At 45.7% G+C, this 17327-nt stretch carries 15 protein-coding genes; 7 read left to right on the top strand and 8 right to left on the bottom strand.

Annotated elements, in window-relative coordinates:
- Positions 1–20: 20 nt before the first annotated feature.
- The 6 genes from gdhA (at position 21) to B0180_RS01140 (ending at position 6171) form a co-directional block, all read left to right on the top strand.
- Positions 21–1361, top strand: coding sequence for an NADP-specific glutamate dehydrogenase (gdhA, locus tag B0180_RS01165; RefSeq protein WP_049236500.1), 1341 nt, complete (start codon positions 21–23; stop codon positions 1359–1361).
- A 179-nt stretch (positions 1362–1540) separates the two neighbouring features.
- On the top strand, positions 1541–2650 hold the full coding sequence (locus B0180_RS01160; RefSeq protein ID WP_477472527.1) for an S-(hydroxymethyl)glutathione dehydrogenase/class III alcohol dehydrogenase: 1110 nt from the start codon (positions 1541–1543) through the stop codon (positions 2648–2650).
- A 12-nt stretch (positions 2651–2662) separates the two neighbouring features.
- Complete coding sequence (gene fghA / locus B0180_RS01155; protein WP_078255290.1) at positions 2663–3523, top strand: S-formylglutathione hydrolase; 861 nt, start codon at positions 2663–2665, stop codon at positions 3521–3523.
- A 151-nt stretch (positions 3524–3674) separates the two neighbouring features.
- The gene (locus B0180_RS01150; protein WP_078255289.1) at positions 3675–4331 is read left to right on the top strand and encodes an IS607 family transposase; all 657 of its coding nucleotides are present in this window, start codon (positions 3675–3677) and stop codon (positions 4329–4331) included.
- Positions 4332–4474: 143 nt separating this feature from the next.
- Complete coding sequence (locus B0180_RS01145; protein ID WP_143821248.1) at positions 4475–4738, top strand: hypothetical protein; 264 nt, start codon at positions 4475–4477, stop codon at positions 4736–4738.
- On the top strand, positions 4699–6171 hold the full coding sequence (locus B0180_RS01140) for a zinc ribbon domain-containing protein (RefSeq protein ID WP_167366898.1): 1473 nt from the start codon (positions 4699–4701) through the stop codon (positions 6169–6171). Before B0180_RS01145 ends, B0180_RS01140 begins: the two co-directional genes overlap by 40 nt.
- Here B0180_RS01140 and B0180_RS01135 read toward each other — a convergent pair.
- The 4 genes from B0180_RS01135 to B0180_RS01120 all read right to left on the bottom strand — a co-directional run bounded on the left by B0180_RS01135 (position 6154) and on the right by B0180_RS01120 (position 10013).
- On the bottom strand, positions 6154–6984 hold the full coding sequence (locus B0180_RS01135) for a sulfite exporter TauE/SafE family protein (RefSeq protein ID WP_078255286.1): 831 nt from the start codon (positions 6982–6984) through the stop codon (positions 6154–6156). The two genes, B0180_RS01140 and B0180_RS01135, sit on opposite strands and share 18 nt — an antisense overlap.
- A complete protein-coding gene (gene ccoS / locus B0180_RS01130; protein ID WP_078255285.1) occupies positions 6981–7157 on the bottom strand; it encodes a cbb3-type cytochrome oxidase assembly protein CcoS in 177 nt (58 codons plus the stop codon). Before ccoS ends, B0180_RS01135 begins: the two co-directional genes overlap by 4 nt.
- 98 nt (positions 7158–7255) lie before the next feature.
- Positions 7256–8752 (bottom strand): protein adenylyltransferase SelO family protein, encoded by a 1497-nt coding sequence (locus B0180_RS01125; protein WP_078255284.1) that lies wholly within the window; start codon positions 8750–8752, stop codon positions 7256–7258.
- A gap of 85 nt (positions 8753–8837) precedes the next feature.
- On the bottom strand, positions 8838–10013 hold the full coding sequence (locus B0180_RS01120; protein WP_078255283.1) for an acyl-CoA desaturase: 1176 nt from the start codon (positions 10011–10013) through the stop codon (positions 8838–8840).
- Between the two features lie 389 nt (positions 10014–10402).
- Here B0180_RS01120 and B0180_RS01115 point away from each other — a divergent pair, with 389 nt between their 5' ends.
- Positions 10403–11116 (top strand): TetR/AcrR family transcriptional regulator, encoded by a 714-nt coding sequence (locus B0180_RS01115; protein WP_167366897.1) that lies wholly within the window; start codon positions 10403–10405, stop codon positions 11114–11116.
- Positions 11117–11234: 118 nt separating this feature from the next.
- Here B0180_RS01115 and B0180_RS01110 read toward each other — a convergent pair whose 3' ends face one another.
- From B0180_RS01110 to B0180_RS01095, 4 genes are all read right to left on the bottom strand, one after another.
- The gene (locus tag B0180_RS01110; protein ID WP_078255282.1) at positions 11235–12623 is read right to left on the bottom strand and encodes an APC family permease; all 1389 of its coding nucleotides are present in this window, start codon (positions 12621–12623) and stop codon (positions 11235–11237) included.
- A gap of 297 nt (positions 12624–12920) precedes the next feature.
- Positions 12921–13688: a pteridine reductase gene (locus B0180_RS01105; protein WP_078255281.1), complete on the bottom strand. Its 768-nt coding sequence runs from the start codon at positions 13686–13688 to the stop codon at positions 12921–12923.
- 25 nt (positions 13689–13713) lie between these two features.
- The gene (locus B0180_RS01100; protein ID WP_078255280.1) at positions 13714–14886 is read right to left on the bottom strand and encodes a tRNA nucleotidyltransferase/poly(A) polymerase-related protein; all 1173 of its coding nucleotides are present in this window, start codon (positions 14884–14886) and stop codon (positions 13714–13716) included.
- A 101-nt stretch (positions 14887–14987) separates the two neighbouring features.
- Positions 14988–17318 (bottom strand): NADP-dependent malic enzyme, encoded by a 2331-nt coding sequence (locus B0180_RS01095; protein ID WP_078255279.1) that lies wholly within the window; start codon positions 17316–17318, stop codon positions 14988–14990.
- Positions 17319–17327: the final 9 nt, after the last annotated feature.

Raw genomic sequence — 17327 nt, 5'->3', positions numbered from 1 at the left:
CAATTTAAGGGATGTATCACATGAGTATCCAATCTGCTGTTGAACAAGTTCAAAAAAACTACGCCCACCAACCAGAATTTATCCAAGCGGTTCAAGAAGTCGCCATGACAATCGAAAAAGTGTATGCAGACAATCCTAAGTTTGCAGAATTTAAAGTATTTGAGCGTCTTTGCGAGCCAGATCGCATCATCAGCTTCCGCGTGAATTGGGAAAATGACAAGGGCGAAGTGGAAGTAAACCGTGGATGGCGCGTACAGTTTAGTAATGCCATCGGTCCATATAAGGGCGGCTTGCGTTTCCACCCGACGGTCAATGAAGGTGTACTAAAATTCTTGGGATTTGAGCAGATTTTCAAAAATGCGCTGACCGGTTTACCGATGGGTGGTGGTAAAGGCGGTTCGGATTTCGATCCTAAAGGCAAATCAGATGCTGAAATTCGCCGTTTTTGCTATGCGTTTATGCGCGAATTACACAAAAACATTGGCAAAGACATGGACGTCCCAGCAGGGGATATCGGCGTTGGTGGTCGTGAAGTGAACTATATGTTTGCGATGTACAAAAACTTGACACGTGAATATGAAGGCGTGCTGACTGGTAAAGGCGTGGGCTTTGGCGGCAGCTTGATTCGTACCGAAGCGACAGGTTACGGCTTGGTGTATTTCTTGGATAATATGCTCAAAGCCAACAATGACACCTTGGTCGGCAAAACTGTCCTAGTATCAGGTGCGGGCAATGTGGCACAGTACGCTGCCGAAAAAGCACTACATCTTGGCGGCAAAGTGATCACATTTTCTGATTCTCAAGGCACGCTACATGATGCTCAAGGTTTCACCCAAGAAAAAATTGACTGGGTAAAAGCTCAAAAAGATGCGCGTAAGCCACTATACGACTATGTCGAAAAATTTGGCGGCGAATGGCTGCCTGGTGCCAAACCTTGGCAGTTTGACGCTGATGTGGCTTTACCATGTGCCACCCAAAATGAAGTTAATAAAGAAGAAGCCGAGCAGCTGGTCAAGGGCGGCGTAAAATATGTCGCAGAAGGGGCAAACATGCCGCTGACTGCCGAAGCGATTGATGTGGTGCGTGATAATGGCATCACATACGCACCAGGTAAGGCAGCTAACGCTGGCGGTGTGGCAGTTTCGGGTCTTGAGATGAGCCAGAACTCTGTGCGCCAATATAAAAGCTTCTCAGAGCTTGATGATAAGCTTCAAAATATCATGAGAAATATCCATGACAACTCACTGGCAGCAGGTCAAAAATACGGCTCAACCGAAGGCACAGTTGACTACATGACGGGCGCTAATGTGGCAGGCTTTATCCAAGTAGCCAATGCTTTGGTGGCTTATGGTATCTTGTGATTGATCATTTATAATGAATTTTGTAAAAACAGCCTGTGTCAATTCAGGCTGTTTTTATTTTGGATGAATGTAACTGACGGTTTTTCTTTTGAATTTTATCTAGTACAATAAAAGCACGTCGCCAATGAATATTTTTGGTGTGATAGATGTGCCAACCAAAGGAGTCAATGATGGAATTTATCAAAACGCGCGCTGCTGTTGCTTGGGCGCCTAATGAACCGCTGGTGATCGAAGAGCTGGACTTAATGCCACCACAAGCTGGAGAAGTGCTCGTGCGCATCGTGGCAACAGGCGTGTGTCACACAGACGCTTATACTTTATCAGGCGCAGATTCTGAAGGTGTTTTTCCTTGTGTGCTTGGTCATGAAGGTGCGGGCATCGTTGAGGCTGTCGGTGAGGGTGTGACCGATTTTGAGGTCGGTGATCATGTAATCCCGCTATATACAGCTGAGTGTGGCAAATGTAAAATGTGCTTATCTCAAAAAACCAACTTATGTTCGGCAGTACGAGAAACACAAGGCAAGGGTTTGATGCCTGACGGCACTGTTCGGTTTTTCAAAGAAGGTGAGCCGATTTATCATTATATGGGCACATCGACTTTTTCAGAATATACCGTGGTGTCTCAGTATTCATTGGCAAAGATTCAAAAAGATGCCCCTTTAGAAGAAGTATGTTTGCTTGGCTGTGGTGTAACCACTGGCATGGGCGCAGTCCTAAAAACAGCCAAGGTTAAACCAGGTGATACGGTGGCGATTTTTGGTCTGGGCGGCATCGGACTTGCTGCGGTGATCGGTGCTCGCATGGCAGGCGCTGGTCGCATCATCGGCATTGATATTAATGAAGATAAATTTGCCAAAGCGCTAGAGCTTGGGGCGACAGAATGCATCAATCCTAATGAGTTTGACAAACCGATTCAGCAGGTCATCATCGAGATGACCGATGGCGGTGTGGATTTTTCGTTTGAGTGTATCGGTAATGTCGATGTCATGCGAGCGGCGCTTGAGTGCTGCCACAAAGGCTGGGGTGAGAGCGTTATTATTGGTGTGGCGCCAGCAGGTGCTGAGATTTCTACGCGCCCATTTCAGCTGGTAACTGGGCGTGTGTGGCGCGGATCTGCGTTTGGTGGTGTCAAAGGTCGTAGCGAACTGCCTGGTATTGTGCGTCAATATATGCAAGGTGATTTTGCGCTGAGTGATTTTATTACCCATACCATGCCGCTTGAGCAAATCAATACTGCCTTTGATCTGATGCATGAAGGTAAGTCGATTCGCAGTGTGATTCATTTTTGATTTGGGTGATTTATGGAGTTGATCAGTTGTCATAAGATGTTTGATGGCGAGCATCGCCGTTATCGCCATTTTTCTAAAGCTGCTCAAGGTAATATGATCTTTGCAATCTACTTGCCGAAGCAGGCGCTTGAAGGGGCGCGCTTACCTGTATTGTATTATTTGTCAGGTTTGACGTGTAATGATGAAAATTTTTCAACTAAGGCGGGCGCTCAGCAGCATGCTGCCAAGCACGGGATAATTTTGGTGATGCCTGACACATCACCGCGCGGCGAGAGCGTGCCTGATGATGAGGCTTATGATTTGGGTCAAGGTGCTGGATTTTATGTCAATGCGACAGTCAGCCCTTGGTCGGCTCATTACCACATGTATGATTATGTTGTCCATGAGCTGCCAATGCTGATTGAGGCGAACTTTAAGGTTAGCTCAAAAGCGATCTGTGGACATAGCATGGGCGGTCATGGCGCCTTGCAAATCGGGCTAAAAAATCCTGACGCTTATACGAGTATTTCTGCCTTTGCGCCGATTGTCAATCCATCCATGACACCTTGGGGTCAAAAAGCATTCACTGCTTATTTGGGGGAACAAAAATCCGATTGGCAGGAGTACGACAGTACTTATCTGGTCGCAAAAGTGCCAAAATCTTTGCCCATTCGTATCGATCAAGGTTTGGCAGATGATTTTTATCCAAATCAGCTGCAGCCTGAGCGGTTTGTTGCCGCCGCCCAAGCAAATGGCGTTGAGGTAGATTTACACTTGCATGATGGCTATGACCACAGCTACTTTTTTGTTGCAAGTTTTATTGAGGCGCATATTAAATTTCATGCAAAGTATCTGAATGATTCTGATGCCCAAGCAAGATCAGACTCATTATGATCATTGGCTTGATATCACAAACCCCTATCAATGATGAGAGTTTCACCTATCAACAAATAACAGTAATATCCAATGAATATTAGTAATATCACTTGCTTTATTTATGGTTATTTATTAGTATACTAAGTAACCTAAATTACTATTTTCCCCTATGCGTATTTTAAAACTCAGTGAATTTGCCAAGCGGGTTGGTTATCATCCTAAGACGATTCAAATCTTTGATAGAGATGGTCGCTTTCCCGCTAAAAAGAACAGTGCTGGTCGTCGTTATTACACTGAAGAAGATGTGTTGTTGTTCTTACAACAGTTCAATCCAGCGTTTGCGGAACTGCGAGATAAGCCCCGTAAGGTAGTGACCTATACTCGGGTATCATCCTCGGAACAAAAGGTTGATTTACAAAGCCAACAAGCCTTTATTGAAACTTTTGTGGTCAGTCGTGGCATTGCTGTGGATTTACACCTATCCGATGTCAGCTCAGGCTTAAACTACAACCGTAAGAACTTCTTAAAGCTGATGGATATGGTTGAGAATGATGAAGTCTCTGAACTCATCGTTGCTCATAAAGACCGCTTGGTTCGTTTTGGCTTTGAGTATTTTGAGCGCTTATGCCAAAAGCACAACACTAAATTAACCGTGATTAACTTGGAATCTTGTTCACCGGAAGAGGAGTTTACCCAAGATTTAATCTCAATCGTACATTGCTTTTCAAGTAGACTGTATGGACTTCGCAAGTACAAGAAGAACACCGCTCAGCTAAGCCGTGATTTAAAGCTGGATGAGTCTGTAGATACACAGAGCGAAGAGTAAATTTGAAATGAATAAATCCACCAACACAGCCATACGCACCACCAAGCACCGCTGAGTGGTTGCTGATGACGCCACTGCAATGGCAATGGTGGATTATTTCTACGCCTATCAGACAGCAAGATTATACTTCTCTCGTTCATTAAATGATGCCAGTTTTAATGATGGCATCAATTTTAAAAAACGGTTATTCGTACATCGATGTGCGTAACCACTTCATGAAGCATGGTCGCCTTGAGTGGGACACACCGCTGACCGCAAGAATGTGGAAGAATGCACTGGAAGAAGCCTATCTACTTCAAGAACGCACCTTTGCGGGTGGTTTATTGCGTGTTAAAGACCGTCTTAATGCCTATGTGTACAATCAAGCTTGTTTCAGACACTCAGCGATGATGAACGCCACCCTCTGATGCTGATTAACTTTGTGATAGCTAAGACAGGTAAGTACTTAAAGCTTGAACAGCTATGGCGTGAACATGGCATCATTGAGGGCTTTAAACAGTTTATTTCCCAACATGTAAAGAAAGCTAAGTTCCCAACCAAGCTTAATATCAGCACCTATGCCAATAAGGTCAATTCACTGTGTAAAAAGCATATCAAACAAACCAATGTTAATAACCTAGCAGCGGTATATCAACCAACCATTCGATTAGATGAAAACTGCTATACCATCAAAAGCGTCTTTGATGAAGCTAGTAAGCGATACCAGCATCACCTCACCTTGGTCAATCTTGATGGGTGCAAGCGGTTTACAGGTATCACGCTATCAGGCTATCACCATATCGCCAATTTTAGCAAGATGGGATACAGTAAAAGCCTGATCATGAGTTTTGATTATGACATCAAAGATGGCTTATGCAAGCCTGTGTTTTATTTGCATTTAGGATTTGATGTTAAGCCGAATAAGGTTAACGCCAAGTCAGATCAACAAGAAACCAAGAATACCACTCGTAAACCAAACATCCTAGCCGCTGACTGGGGAACAACAGAGCTATTTACTTTCTCAAATGGCGATGTGTTCTATCCAAATAACGGTGTGTTTTACAAGAAATGCGCTGATAAACAGCTTGAACTTCAGCGAGTGCTAAGCAGCCTTGAATTAAAACGCCGTGAGAATAAGCGTCCTATTGAGTACGGGATTTATCAATTGGTTGCCAACACCAATCCAAGCAACTATTTGGCTATCAAAGCAAAATCCAATCAAGACTTTAAGAAACTCACTCGGCAAATCCAACAGCATCAGCTATCCCAAGCCAAAGACTTGGCGGATTACTTGATTGATAACCAAGCGGATGTACTGGTGTATGAAAATGCCGATACGAATTTAATGAAACAAGACGGTCCTGTAAGAACCCGTAGCCGTCATTTTAAACGCTCATTAAACTTGATGACACTACATGATTTCATCGAGCAAGTGAGCGATAAAACCAAACTTTATCATCCTAGGTTTACTGCTGTTGCGATTAATCCAGCGTACAGCTCTCAAACATGCCCCGCTTGTGGTTTTGTGGACAGTCGTTCACGAAATGGGGATGTGTTTTGTTGTGTAGCTTGTGGTCATGTACCACAGCCTACTGCTAGTTGTCAGGTCATACCTCCGAAAGATGGCGCACAAGCCAGTCAATCAGATTATGCAGCCGCAGTAAACCTATTAAATCGATATATGTGCGTCGATGCTTTGCTTGGGATTAACAACCATACGCCAAAGCAGAAAGTAAAAGTCAAGCTCTTGCAATTATATGAGGCTATCAAACATCTTGATACCTCTTATGACAGTGTTCTGCTTGACCAAAGTATTAGAGTCAAGGTAAAAACTCACCTTGACTCACAAATGCTCACATAAAATGGAACAGTGTTCCGAATGGCTGTGACCTGAATGAGTATCTGCTTGTCCGTGTCCTTCATGCGCTGAATGATCGTGAGCATGATGGGTAGATGGTTCGCCGTGATGGTCGTGACCATGCCCACCGTGCATGGCTTGCATGATCGGCATACTAAAGGCGATCGCAAAGCCTGAGATGAGCATCACCACGCCGCTAAACTTACGCAGATTGAAGGCGGCAATCTTAGACTTGAGCCATGCGACCACTGTACCTGTCGCCAGCAGCATCGGTAGGGTGCCAAGCCAGAAAAACACCATGAATGCCGTCGCGGTCAACCCTGCTTGACCATCGGCAGCAAGCCCCAGTGCAACCCCAAGCGCCCCATAAACCAATCCACATGGTAAAAATCCCCAAAGCAGCCCTGCGGCAAGCGCTTTTGGCAAGCTGTCCATGGGCAGAACTTTGGCGCGCAAAGGTGCAAGGGTGTTCCAAAATTTTAAGCCAACTCTTTCAATGCGATTAAGTACTGGTAAGCCTAGCATCAATAAAGCGGCAAAAATGAGTGCGCCGCCGAGCAGATATTTAGGCAGCGCACCATTTGCCATCAAAGGCGCTAAGATGTGCTTGCCAAATGTCGCCACCAAAAGCCCCAAGATAACATAACTGCCCAAGCGCCCAGTATGATAGCCAAGCATCAATAAGGTGCGCTTGGCAGGCGCCGCATCTTTCATTGATAATCCAAAAGCTGCCACGATCCCACCACACATGCCCAGGCAATGTGGTGACCCAAGCAAGCCCATGCTAAAAGCAGCAAAAATCAGCGCAGCAGTCATTGATGATCCTTAGAAATATTCTTTCGGCGAGCTTGTCGGTCATCTAGAATGATCTGCTCGGGGGCATTGTCCAAATCTTCGAATTGATTGGACTTCACCGCATAATAAATCGCCCAAATCGCCACCACAAACAGCATGAGGCTTAGGGGGATTAGTAGATAAATACTGAGCATGGCTAGCCTTGGTTAAAAAATTGGGTATATTCTACCAAAAATTTGCCCATAAAGGCAGACTTTGTGATTTTTTGGATGAAGCTTGGTGCTGGCTTTAATTAAGACATGCAGCTGACCGCCACCGCTTCTTCTGCCAACGCCATGCGAGTGTCATCAGAAGTGGCGATGTCCTGAATGTGATAAGGATCGCTCAGCAGTCTAAATAAGCGTGTCACTTCAGAAAAATCATCACGATGCGCAGACGCAATGGCGCGCTCTGCCATGTGATTTCTAAGAACATAGATCGGATTGAACGACTGCATGAGCGAAATGGCATCAGCTTTGGTGGTAGTTTTCTGAACATAATTTAAATAATCATGTACCCACTCATGCCACTGGCTGTGTGCAGCATGAGGTAGGCTGTGCATCAGATTGGTCATTAGCCCATACTCATGCTCAAATTGCTTGCTATGATCATCTTGATCCAGCAAAGCAATCAGCGCACGAAAGCTGTTGGTGTAATCCAAACGGTGCGCCTGCATCAAAGTGAGCAAGCGATAGCCAAGCTGTATGGCAGGCTCAGACATCTTAAGACCAAGCTTTTGACAAAGACCCTTATGATAAGTGTCGGTAAAGACTGTTTCATAGGTGGTCAAGGCATGATCGATCTCATTTTGGGTGGTAAGCAGACCAAAAGTGCGATAGACCGTTGATAGATTCCAGCGTCCGATCATGGGCTGATTTTGATAAACATAACGACCTGTATGGTCTGAGTGGTTATTGATCCAAGTTGGATCAAAACCTTCCATAAAGGCAAAGGGTCCAAAATCCAGCGTAGAGCCCGTGATATTAAGATTATCAGTATTCATGACGCCATGACAAAAGCCAACCAGCTGCCATTTGGCAATCATGTGTGCGGTATTGGCGGCAATTTCAGTTAAAAATTCAGCGATATTAGCAGTATTTTTCGCTTTATCATACAAGTGCGGGTAATAACTTTGGATAATTTTAATGACAAATTCTTCAAAATAATCAGATGCATACATCGATACCCACTCAAAATGACCAAGGCGCACATGGCAGTCGCTGACACGAAGCAGGGCGGCGGCATGTTCGATATATTGGCGCTGAATGCGGGTGTCAGACACGATGACACCGATGGCATCTGAAGCGGGGATGTCTAGACCATTGAGCGCATGACCACCCAAATACTCACGGATAGAGCTTGCCATCATCGCACGCCCATCTCCGCGCCGTGAATAGGGTGTAAGTCCTGCACCTTTAAGATGTAAATCAATCAATTGACCCGTTTTTTCGTCTTGTAATTGAGCGATCAATAAACCGCGGCCGTCGCCCAATTGACCTGCCCATTGACCAAATTGATGCCCTGCATACGCCATGGCGATCGGCTGTAGCGCATGAGGTGCGATGTCGCTGAGTGGTGCCAAATGACCCGAAATCACCGACAGCCAATCATCGTCACTAAGCGCTGTTAATCCCAGCTGATCAATGAGCCGATGGTTGAGCGCGATGAGTTTTGGATTATCCAGTGGCGTGGGTGAGATGTGGCGGTATAGCCGCTCGTCATGTTTGAGATAGTCATGCACAAATTTCATAAGTGATCCGTTATTTATTATTATAAAAAAGAAAACCCTTTATCCAACTATACAGATAAAGGGCGGAGAAAACAAGGCTTGGATATTAAACAGCTTTGCCTTTAAGGTGTAGATAAGCTTGCTCAATGCGGCGGCTGTGTTCGAGGATTTTCGCTTCTACTTGAGCAAACTGAGCCTTGAGCTTTTCGTCTGCTTCATTGAGGCGATCGGCAAATTCTGCTCGCTTAAGCTCTATGGCTTTGGCTTTCAGGGCATGCCATTCTTCCACAGTCTTGGTAAAGTCATCATATTCTGCACTGATGCGCTCTTTGAATGCGGTCAAGCGCTCATCGAGGCTTAGCTCGCCTTTGGCGATACGCTCTTGGGCGCGCTTAAACTGCATGGTGACTTCGGCATGTTTGATGGTCAGATCATCCACGCGCTTTAGGTTACTGGCTAAGCCTGCTTTGGCAAGCAGACCGATAATCCACTTGGTTGGATCATATTGCCACCATTTGATACCATTGCGGTAGTCATATTGAAAATAGTGATGATAATTATGATAACCTTCACCCCAGGTCAATAACGCAAGTATGCCATTATCACGCGCCGTATTCTCATCAGTATAAGGGCGTGTACCAAACATATGGCACAGTGAATTAATAAAGAAAGTAAAATGATGCGTCAAGACCAAGCGAAGCAGACCTGCAATCACAAATGTCCCGAGCATATCCCCTGTGATCAGACCGATGATCGCTAAAACAACGACATTCGTGGCAACGACCCAAAACCCATAATATTTATGCTGAAGGGTAAGTAGCTTATCTTTTTTTAGGTCAGGGATGTTCTTGTAATCGTATTGACCGCTGGGGTACTTGCGAAGCATCCAACCGATATGGCTAAACCAAAACCCGCGGCGGGCTGAATATGGGTCATCATATTCATCATCGACATGTCGGTGGTGAATGCGATGTCCTGAACACCAATCAAATGCTGAGCTTTCAACCGCCAAAGTCGCACCAAGCAGCAGCACATACTTAACGATAGGGTGGGCATCATAAGACTTATGTGCCCACAAGCGATGATAGCCTGCAGTGATAGAAAGCCCTGTCCACGCCATCAAAATGGCAAAAGCGACCCACACGCCCATGCCGACACTGTGCGTCCACAGATACCAAGGCACAATGGCAATCGCCAAAAATAAAGTAGATAAAAGCACGACAGCAGGCACCCAGTTGATGGGCGCTTTGTCAAAAGCTTCAGGATTGCGTTCGATACTCATAAATGGTATGGATCCTATAGTAAAGGTGGCAAACTGACACAGTTTAGAAAAAGTTTGCAAATAACGGCAAATTCATTCCAAATCTTTATGCAAAATTTATGATAAACCAATTTCGCAAAACAAGTAGTTTCAATGCATTCAGAAGAATTTCCATAATAAAATATGCTAACACAAAACCAGCTAAATGTGAACAATTATTCACATATTTTTGGGATGAAATTGTAACAACCATGACCCAAACCCTGCCTCATGTTTCGCGCCTCCTGCATCATTCAGTCATCAGCAAGAATGGTTTAACAATGTGGTAAGTTTAAAAAAGTCTCACCAATTTTTATTGTGTTTTGTTATAATCTTTAATATTTATTTTCATCATTAAAAAAGGATACATCATGACCAATCGCAAGCAGCAATTCGAGCTGCGGGAGATGCGCATTTTGCAGACGGCTGAGCAGTTATTGCTTGAGTCTGGCGAGGGGGATTTGACACTAGATAGCCTTGCTTTGACATTGGATTTGGCAAAAGGGACGCTTTATAAGCATTTTGCCAGTAAAGATGAGCTGCTTTTGCGAATTTTGATTGATTATGAAAAACGTAAACTTGATATGATTATCGTTGAAGATGGTGCTGGGGCTGGCGTGGCTCGACTGGTGCTTCAGTTGGTCAATTTGCCGCATCGCGCGATTTTGTTCAATCATATTGAAGAGCGCCTGTCATCGACGACTTCTGGACTGAACAAGATGTTTGCTGAATTGTACCGCGTGCGACGAGAGCGCATGGTGCGCATGTCTAAGATCGTTCAGGTTTATCTGACCGAACAAAACAGCGATATGAATATTCGTGACTATATGGCCACACTATATGCGGTTGGGCAAGGCGGCGCAAGCCTACTAAATTCAAGCTTTTATCAGCGCTATTTGGGTCGGCGTGACACCCTAAAGAGTGCTTTGGTGCGTCAGATGCTGGATTTGCCAAAGCTGTATCCTAAGGCTGATGATAAGCCAGCAGATGAGATTTCCCAAAGGCTATTGGCAGCCAGCCAAGATATGAGCGAAGAAGAGATTCTTGAGCTGGCAGAGGCGATCGGGCAGACCATCACGCCTTAAGCCCTTATCTAAAGGCAGCCAAATCACCACCTGATGAAGACCAAAAGATGATGATTTGGCTCATACAAAGATAAAAAAATATCCCAAAAGTCTTTGGGATATTTTTATGTTCAAAGTATTAAACGTCTTCTTCTCTGAACTGTGGTACAGGTGCTTTAAAGCCGCGCGTCTTGATACCAAGCCAAATAAAGCCCATTGCCGCCCAGAACAGACCTACTTTAAAGGTCAGCGCGTCAACTTCTAGCCACATCAAGAACACACTGATAAAGCCAGCGGTTGGTACGATGATATAGCTTAAGACATCTTGTGCATTATGCACGTGTTTATTTCTAAAGACATAATGGAATAGCACAGAAATATTCACAAAGCTAAATGCAGTCAAGGCACCGAAGCTGATCAGGTTCACCACCGACTCAAGTGTCACAAATCCAGCAGTCAAGGCAACAGCACCTGCGATCAAAATGTTATTGACAGGCGTAAATAATGTAGGGTGAATTTTACCAAAAATGTCTTTACTAATCACGCCATCACGACCCATCACGTACATCAAGCGAGAGACGCCTGCATGAGCCGAGATGCCCGAAGCCATAACCGTCACGATTGCAAAGCCAAGCACAACCGCCTTAAAGACCGCGCCGCCGACAGCTTCTAGGATTTCAGGCTGCGTTTCATCCACCAATTTAAAATAGGTTTCTGGATGATTTGGGAAGTACAGCTGCATGAAATAGGTGCTGATGATGAACACGATACCAGCGATTAAGGTGGTCAAAATCATCGCTTTTGGCAAAACGCGTTTGGCATCTTTGGTTTCTTCAGCAAGTGTTGAGAGCGCATCAAACCCTGTGAAAGAAAAACACAAGATCGTCGCACCAGTGATCAGCGCGCCCACCGAAGTCATGCTGTCCCAAAATGGTGCCATGCTCCACAGATGATAGGCGTTTTCAGGGCTGATGATGCCATCGGCATTTTGTCCTGCTGATAGCGCATCATAAGTCAAGAATACAAAAACGGCAATCACCGCTAACTGCACAAAGACGATCCAGCTGTTAAAATACGCCACAACCTTTGAGCCAAATAAATTGACGCCAGTCATGATCGCTGTCAAGCCGATGACCCATACCCAGTGATTAACTGCAGGGAAAAGCGCTTCTAAATAAATCACCGCCAAAATGATATTCACCAGTGGCGATAGCAAATAGTCAAGCCAACTTGACCAACCCACCATAAAGCCCATTGATGGGTTAATAGATTTTTGGGTATAAGTATAAGCAGAACCTGATGAAGGATAAGCACGAATCATATGACCGTAACTCACCGAAGTCAACAAAATCGCAATCAAAGCAAAAATATACGACATAGGCACATGACCGCCGCTATCACGAGATACCATACCAAAGGTATCAAGCAAGGTCATGGGCTGAATGTAGGCAAGACCGATAATGATTACATGCCATAAACCAAGGTTTCGCTGTAGACGAGCGACATTTGAAGTGGGAGAAGTATTCAACGATGGTATTCCTTTTAAGTGTGCATAAATGCAGCGAACACAAAAGGGAACTAAGCTTCATCGTGCCAAAGGATTTGGCGACTGTTCGATTAGGCTATCTGCTCCGAAAATTTAAGGGTTAAACAAAATAAAGAGGCTACCAATTTGACCAAATGTAACGGCAAACTGATAACCATGTAAGAACGTGTGAATTTTAGCCTAAAATCTTTAATTTGTCAGCAATTTTTTGCGTTATTTTGGCAGTGAATTGTTAAAAATCTTATCTTAACTTTAAGGCAAATATCCCAAGGCTAGACATCAGCCGCCCTTTAAGGTCAGGCTGCGACCGCCATCCACAGCAAGAATTTGACCAGTGATATAGCTGCTTTGAATCAAAAATAACACAGCTTGTGCGATATCATCTGGCGTGCCGATCCGTTCAAGCGGGATGGATGCACTGATGGCGGCTTTGGTTTGGTGGTTTAATTGGGGATTGTGGCTGTCGGGGAAAATATTCGCCCCAGGTGCGACCCCATTAATCCGAATGCCTGGGGCAAGCTCAAGCGCTAAGCTCTGCACCATCATTTGATGCGCAGATTTTGCCATATTATAGATTGGATATCCAACAAAAGGCTTGGCGTCGGCATGAATATCAAGCAAGCTTACAATGCAGCCTTGGGCGGCTTTGAGCTTAGGTAGTAGCGCATGAGTCAAAAAAAGCGGTGCTTTGGCGTTCGTTAATAACAAATCTTCCCACGCTGCAAGCAAAGCGTCATGTGTATCACCCAAATCATTGGGATAAAAACTGGACGCATTATGGATGAGTGCATCAATCCGTCCAAACCGCCTAGCGCATTGCTCGGCAAAGTGTGATAAATCGTTGGGATGATTAACGATATTCAAATCAGCACAAATGATGGCGGCTGAATCAGGGCGCAAGCGGTTTAGCTCATCATTTAATGCAGCTGCTTGGGCTTGGCTTTGGTGATAATGAATGATGACATTAAATCCTTCTTGGTGCAAAAGGCGCGTGATGGCAGCACCAATACGTTTTGCACCGCCTGTGATCAGAGCAATTTTGGTCATGTCGATTCCTTGATGATTGTCATATTTAAAAATCGGTCAGTGCAGATGCCATTTGAAAATTCCCCAAAAGCCCATGCAAGGCTTGGGCACGCAGGCGTGATAGCTCATCGCCGATGGCTTTGCCTGTCAAGGCAGGATCAATGTCAGCAATCGTCACGCTTTGATAGCGCGCGATGGCGTCAAATAGCCACTGCTTGGGATGGGTCAAAGGACTACCTTGATATGCATGGCAAGTATCATAAAGCTGTATGAGCTGGGCGCTGTCTTTGTGCGCTTGCGTGCGTTCGATCAAAGTCAGCAGCGCTTTACTGTCAATCGCTGGCAGAGCGATGAGCGTATCATGCAGGTTTTGAAAAGCTGTTACAAATTGGCAGATGTGCTTTGGCGCATTAAGCCGTGTCAGACAATCTGCCACATCTGTTGCTGGCAAATCATTTAAAAGTACCGCCAGCCGTGAAGCAAGTGGCAAATTAAGCTGGCATGCTTTTGTCAGGCGCGTCATAGCGGCTTGATAATTATCGAAATTGATAAAATGCTGAGAGAGTGCAGGTAGCACGGATGATAAAATATCAAGGTCATGCAGGCAGCGAATGAACTGGTCGCCTTGATTTTCCATCAGTGCTCTGGCAAATTCAGAGTACAGCCGCTCACGGCTCAAGCTGCTCATCTCGCCTGAGCTTGCGATCGTCTGCATGAGGGCGGCGGTGCTATCATGAATACTAAAGCCAAGTGGTGCAAAGCGGGCAAAGAATCTTGCCACACGCAAAACTCTGAGCGGATCTTCACTAAAGGCAGGTGAGACATGCCGAAGGGTGCGATCTTGGACATCTTTTAGCCCGCCATAAAAATCAAGCACTTCACCTGTCATGGGTGTATCATCGAACAGGTCTTTGACCTCTATCGCCAGTGCATTGATGGTCAAATCCCGTCGAATCAAGTCCTCCTCAAGACTGACGCTTGGGTCAGCATGCACCTTAAAAGCTGTGTGCCCTGTACCTGACTTTCTTTCAATGCGGGCTAAAGCGTACTCTGCCTGCGTCTTTGGATGTAAAAATACAGGAAAATCCGCCCCAACTTGTATAAAACCCAGATCAAGTAGCATCTGAGGCGTGGCACCCACAACCATAAAATCTTTATCCTTGACGGGTAATCCAAGCACGCCATCACGCACAGCACCACCAACCAAATATACTTGCATGGATAATCCTTATAAAGACGAAAAAATTAAATATAGCAATAATTTTCCAAAAATCCAATAAAAATGCCAGCAAATCAGCTGGCATTTTGGTGTGAGGCAGTTTAGGCATCTGCTTTTTGGGCGTCTGTGACGACGACGGCGGTCATATTGACGATACGGCGCGCTGTCGATGCAGGTACCAGGATATGCACAGGCTTATCGGCACCTAGCAGGATCGGACCGATGGCTGAGCCGCCACTGCTTGACTTAAGCAAGTTAAAGGTGATGTGTGCTGCATCCAGTGTCGGCATGATCAATAGGTTGGCTGAGCCTTGCAGGGTGCTAAACGGATGGCTTTGTTCGCGGACGCGTACATCTAAAGCAGCGTCACCATGCATCTCACCATCAAACTCAAAATCTACATTCATGCCACGCAGGATCTGATAAGCTTCACGCATCTTGACTGCTGAGGTGCGCTGAGAAGTACCAAAATCAGAGTGCGACAGCAGCGCAACACGTGGCTCAACACCAAATCGGCGCACGCTTTGGGCTGCTAACACAGTCATCTCGGCGATCTGCTCTGCCGTTGGATCTTCGTGAATATAAGGATCTGCAATGAACAGCGTACGATCTTGGAGAATGACACCGCTCATGGCGTAGTAGTCGCTTACGCCTTCGCGCTTACCGATCACGCGGCGGACATAGTTTAAGTGTAGGTCATAATAACCAAACGTACCGCACAATAGACCGTCGGCATCGCCTTGCTCAACCATCATCGCGCCTAGTAGCGAGCTTTTGCGGCGCATATCACGGCGAGCGAGTTCAGCAGACACACCCAAGCGATGGTTAGCTTGGTGGTAGTGTTGCCAGTATTGCTCATATTTTGGATTGTTGTTGATATCAACCACTTCAACATTTTCACCCAAAGTCAAGCGTAAACCCAGCTCTTTGATTTTGGCTGCGATAACATCAGGGCGACCGATGACGATCGGTTTTGCCATATTTTCATCGACAACAACCTGCACTGCACGTAAAACATTAGCATCTTCGCCTTCGGCATAGACGATGCGTTTTGGTGATTGCTTGGCTTGGGTAAAGACAGGCTTCATCGCCAAGGCTGAATTATAGACAAACTCAGACAGCGTTTGGCGATACGCATCAAAGTCTTCGATGGGCAGGGTTGCCACGCCAGAATCCATGGCAGCTTTTGCGACAGCAGGAGCGATGTTAAGAATTAAATTCGGTTCAAGTGGACCAGGGATCAGATACTCACGGCCAAACTGCTTGTTTTCAGTGCCCTTATCGGTTTCGGAGAGTGACACTTCAGTGTGAGCCATAGCAGCGATGGCATGCACACACGCGATCTTCATTTCTTCGTTTACGATGGTGGCACCTACATCTAGCGCGCCGCGGAAGATGTACGGGAAGCACAGAGCATTATTGACCTGGTTGGGATAATCTGAGCGACCTGTCGCCATGATGACATCAGGGCGGGCAGCGTGAGCCAGCTCTGGCATGATCTCAGGCGTTGGGTTTGCTAGCGCAAAGATGATCGGGTCTGTCGCCATGCGCTTAACCATGTCTTGGGTTAAAATACCTGGACCTGACAGACCTAAGAAAAAGTCAGCATCATCAATCACTTGATCCAAAGTGGTGGCATCAGTATCTTGGGCAAAGAGCTGCTTTGAGGCATCTAGATTATCACGGCGCGTGGTAATGACGCCGCGCGAATCAAGCACATAGATATTTGAGCGGCTGACGCCCAGCGCAATGATCAGCTCAAGACAGCTGATCGCTGCTGCACCTGCACCTGAGCAGACCACTTTGATGTTGGCGATGTCTTTATTCACCAATTTTAGGGCATTTAATAAAGCAGCGGCGGCGATGATCGCGGTGCCGTGTTGATCATCATGAAACACAGGAATATTCATGCGCTCACGTAACTCGCGCTCGATCTTAAAGCACTCAGGTGCTTTGATATCTTCTAGGTTGATACCGCCAAAAGTAGGCTCAAGGCTTGCTACAGCTTCGATGAACTTATCAGGATCGTTTTGATTGATTTCAATATCAAAAACATCGATGCCAGCAAATTTTTTGAACAAGACTCCTTTGCCTTCCATCACAGGCTTTGAGGCGAGCGCACCGATATTACCCAAGCCCAGTACCGCCGTACCGTTGGTGATGACGCCCACTAAGTTATTGCGCGCGGTGTATTTGGCGGCAAGTTTCGGGTCTTTTTCGATTTCGATACAAGGCACAGCAACACCAGGCGAATAAGCCAAAGCAAGGTCGCGCTGGTTGGCGATTTTTTTGGTGGGAGTGACGGAGATTTTACCTGGGCGTGGATGCTCATGATAATGTAGCGCCGCTTGCTCAAATTGTTGTTTTTGTAGGTCGGCATTGGTGCTAAAAGCGGTGTCATCCACTTTTTGATCTCGGGTTGCTGAAGTCATAATATATCC

The sequence above is a fragment of the Moraxella canis genome, from assembly GCF_002014965.1.
Taxonomy (GTDB): Bacteria; Pseudomonadota; Gammaproteobacteria; order Pseudomonadales; family Moraxellaceae; genus Moraxella; species Moraxella canis.
This window is presented reverse-complemented; position numbering and strand designations above follow the sequence as displayed.

Bases quoted from the DNA above. Each gene is read 5' to 3' on its own strand.
- gdhA (WP_049236500.1), top strand. From the start codon at position 21: ATGAGTATCCAATCTGCTGTTGAACAAGTTCAAAAAAACTACGCCCAC.
- fghA (WP_078255290.1), top strand. From the start codon at position 2,663: ATGGAGTTGATCAGTTGTCATAAGATGTTTGATGGCGAGCATCGCCGT.
- B0180_RS01150 (WP_078255289.1), top strand. From the start codon at position 3,675: ATGCGTATTTTAAAACTCAGTGAATTTGCCAAGCGGGTTGGTTATCAT.
- B0180_RS01145 (WP_143821248.1), top strand. From the start codon at position 4,475: ATGATGCCAGTTTTAATGATGGCATCAATTTTAAAAAACGGTTATTCG.
- B0180_RS01135 (WP_078255286.1), bottom strand. From the start codon at position 6,984: ATGACTGCTGCGCTGATTTTTGCTGCTTTTAGCATGGGCTTGCTTGGG.
- ccoS (WP_078255285.1), bottom strand. From the start codon at position 7,157: ATGCTCAGTATTTATCTACTAATCCCCCTAAGCCTCATGCTGTTTGTG.
- B0180_RS01125 (WP_078255284.1), bottom strand. From the start codon at position 8,752: ATGAAATTTGTGCATGACTATCTCAAACATGACGAGCGGCTATACCGC.
- B0180_RS01120 (WP_078255283.1), bottom strand. From the start codon at position 10,013: ATGAGTATCGAACGCAATCCTGAAGCTTTTGACAAAGCGCCCATCAAC.
- B0180_RS01115 (WP_167366897.1), top strand. From the start codon at position 10,403: ATGACCAATCGCAAGCAGCAATTCGAGCTGCGGGAGATGCGCATTTTG.
- B0180_RS01105 (WP_078255281.1), bottom strand. From the start codon at position 13,688: ATGACCAAAATTGCTCTGATCACAGGCGGTGCAAAACGTATTGGTGCT.
- B0180_RS01100 (WP_078255280.1), bottom strand. From the start codon at position 14,886: ATGCAAGTATATTTGGTTGGTGGTGCTGTGCGTGATGGCGTGCTTGGA.
- B0180_RS01095 (WP_078255279.1), bottom strand. From the start codon at position 17,318: ATGACTTCAGCAACCCGAGATCAAAAAGTGGATGACACCGCTTTTAGC.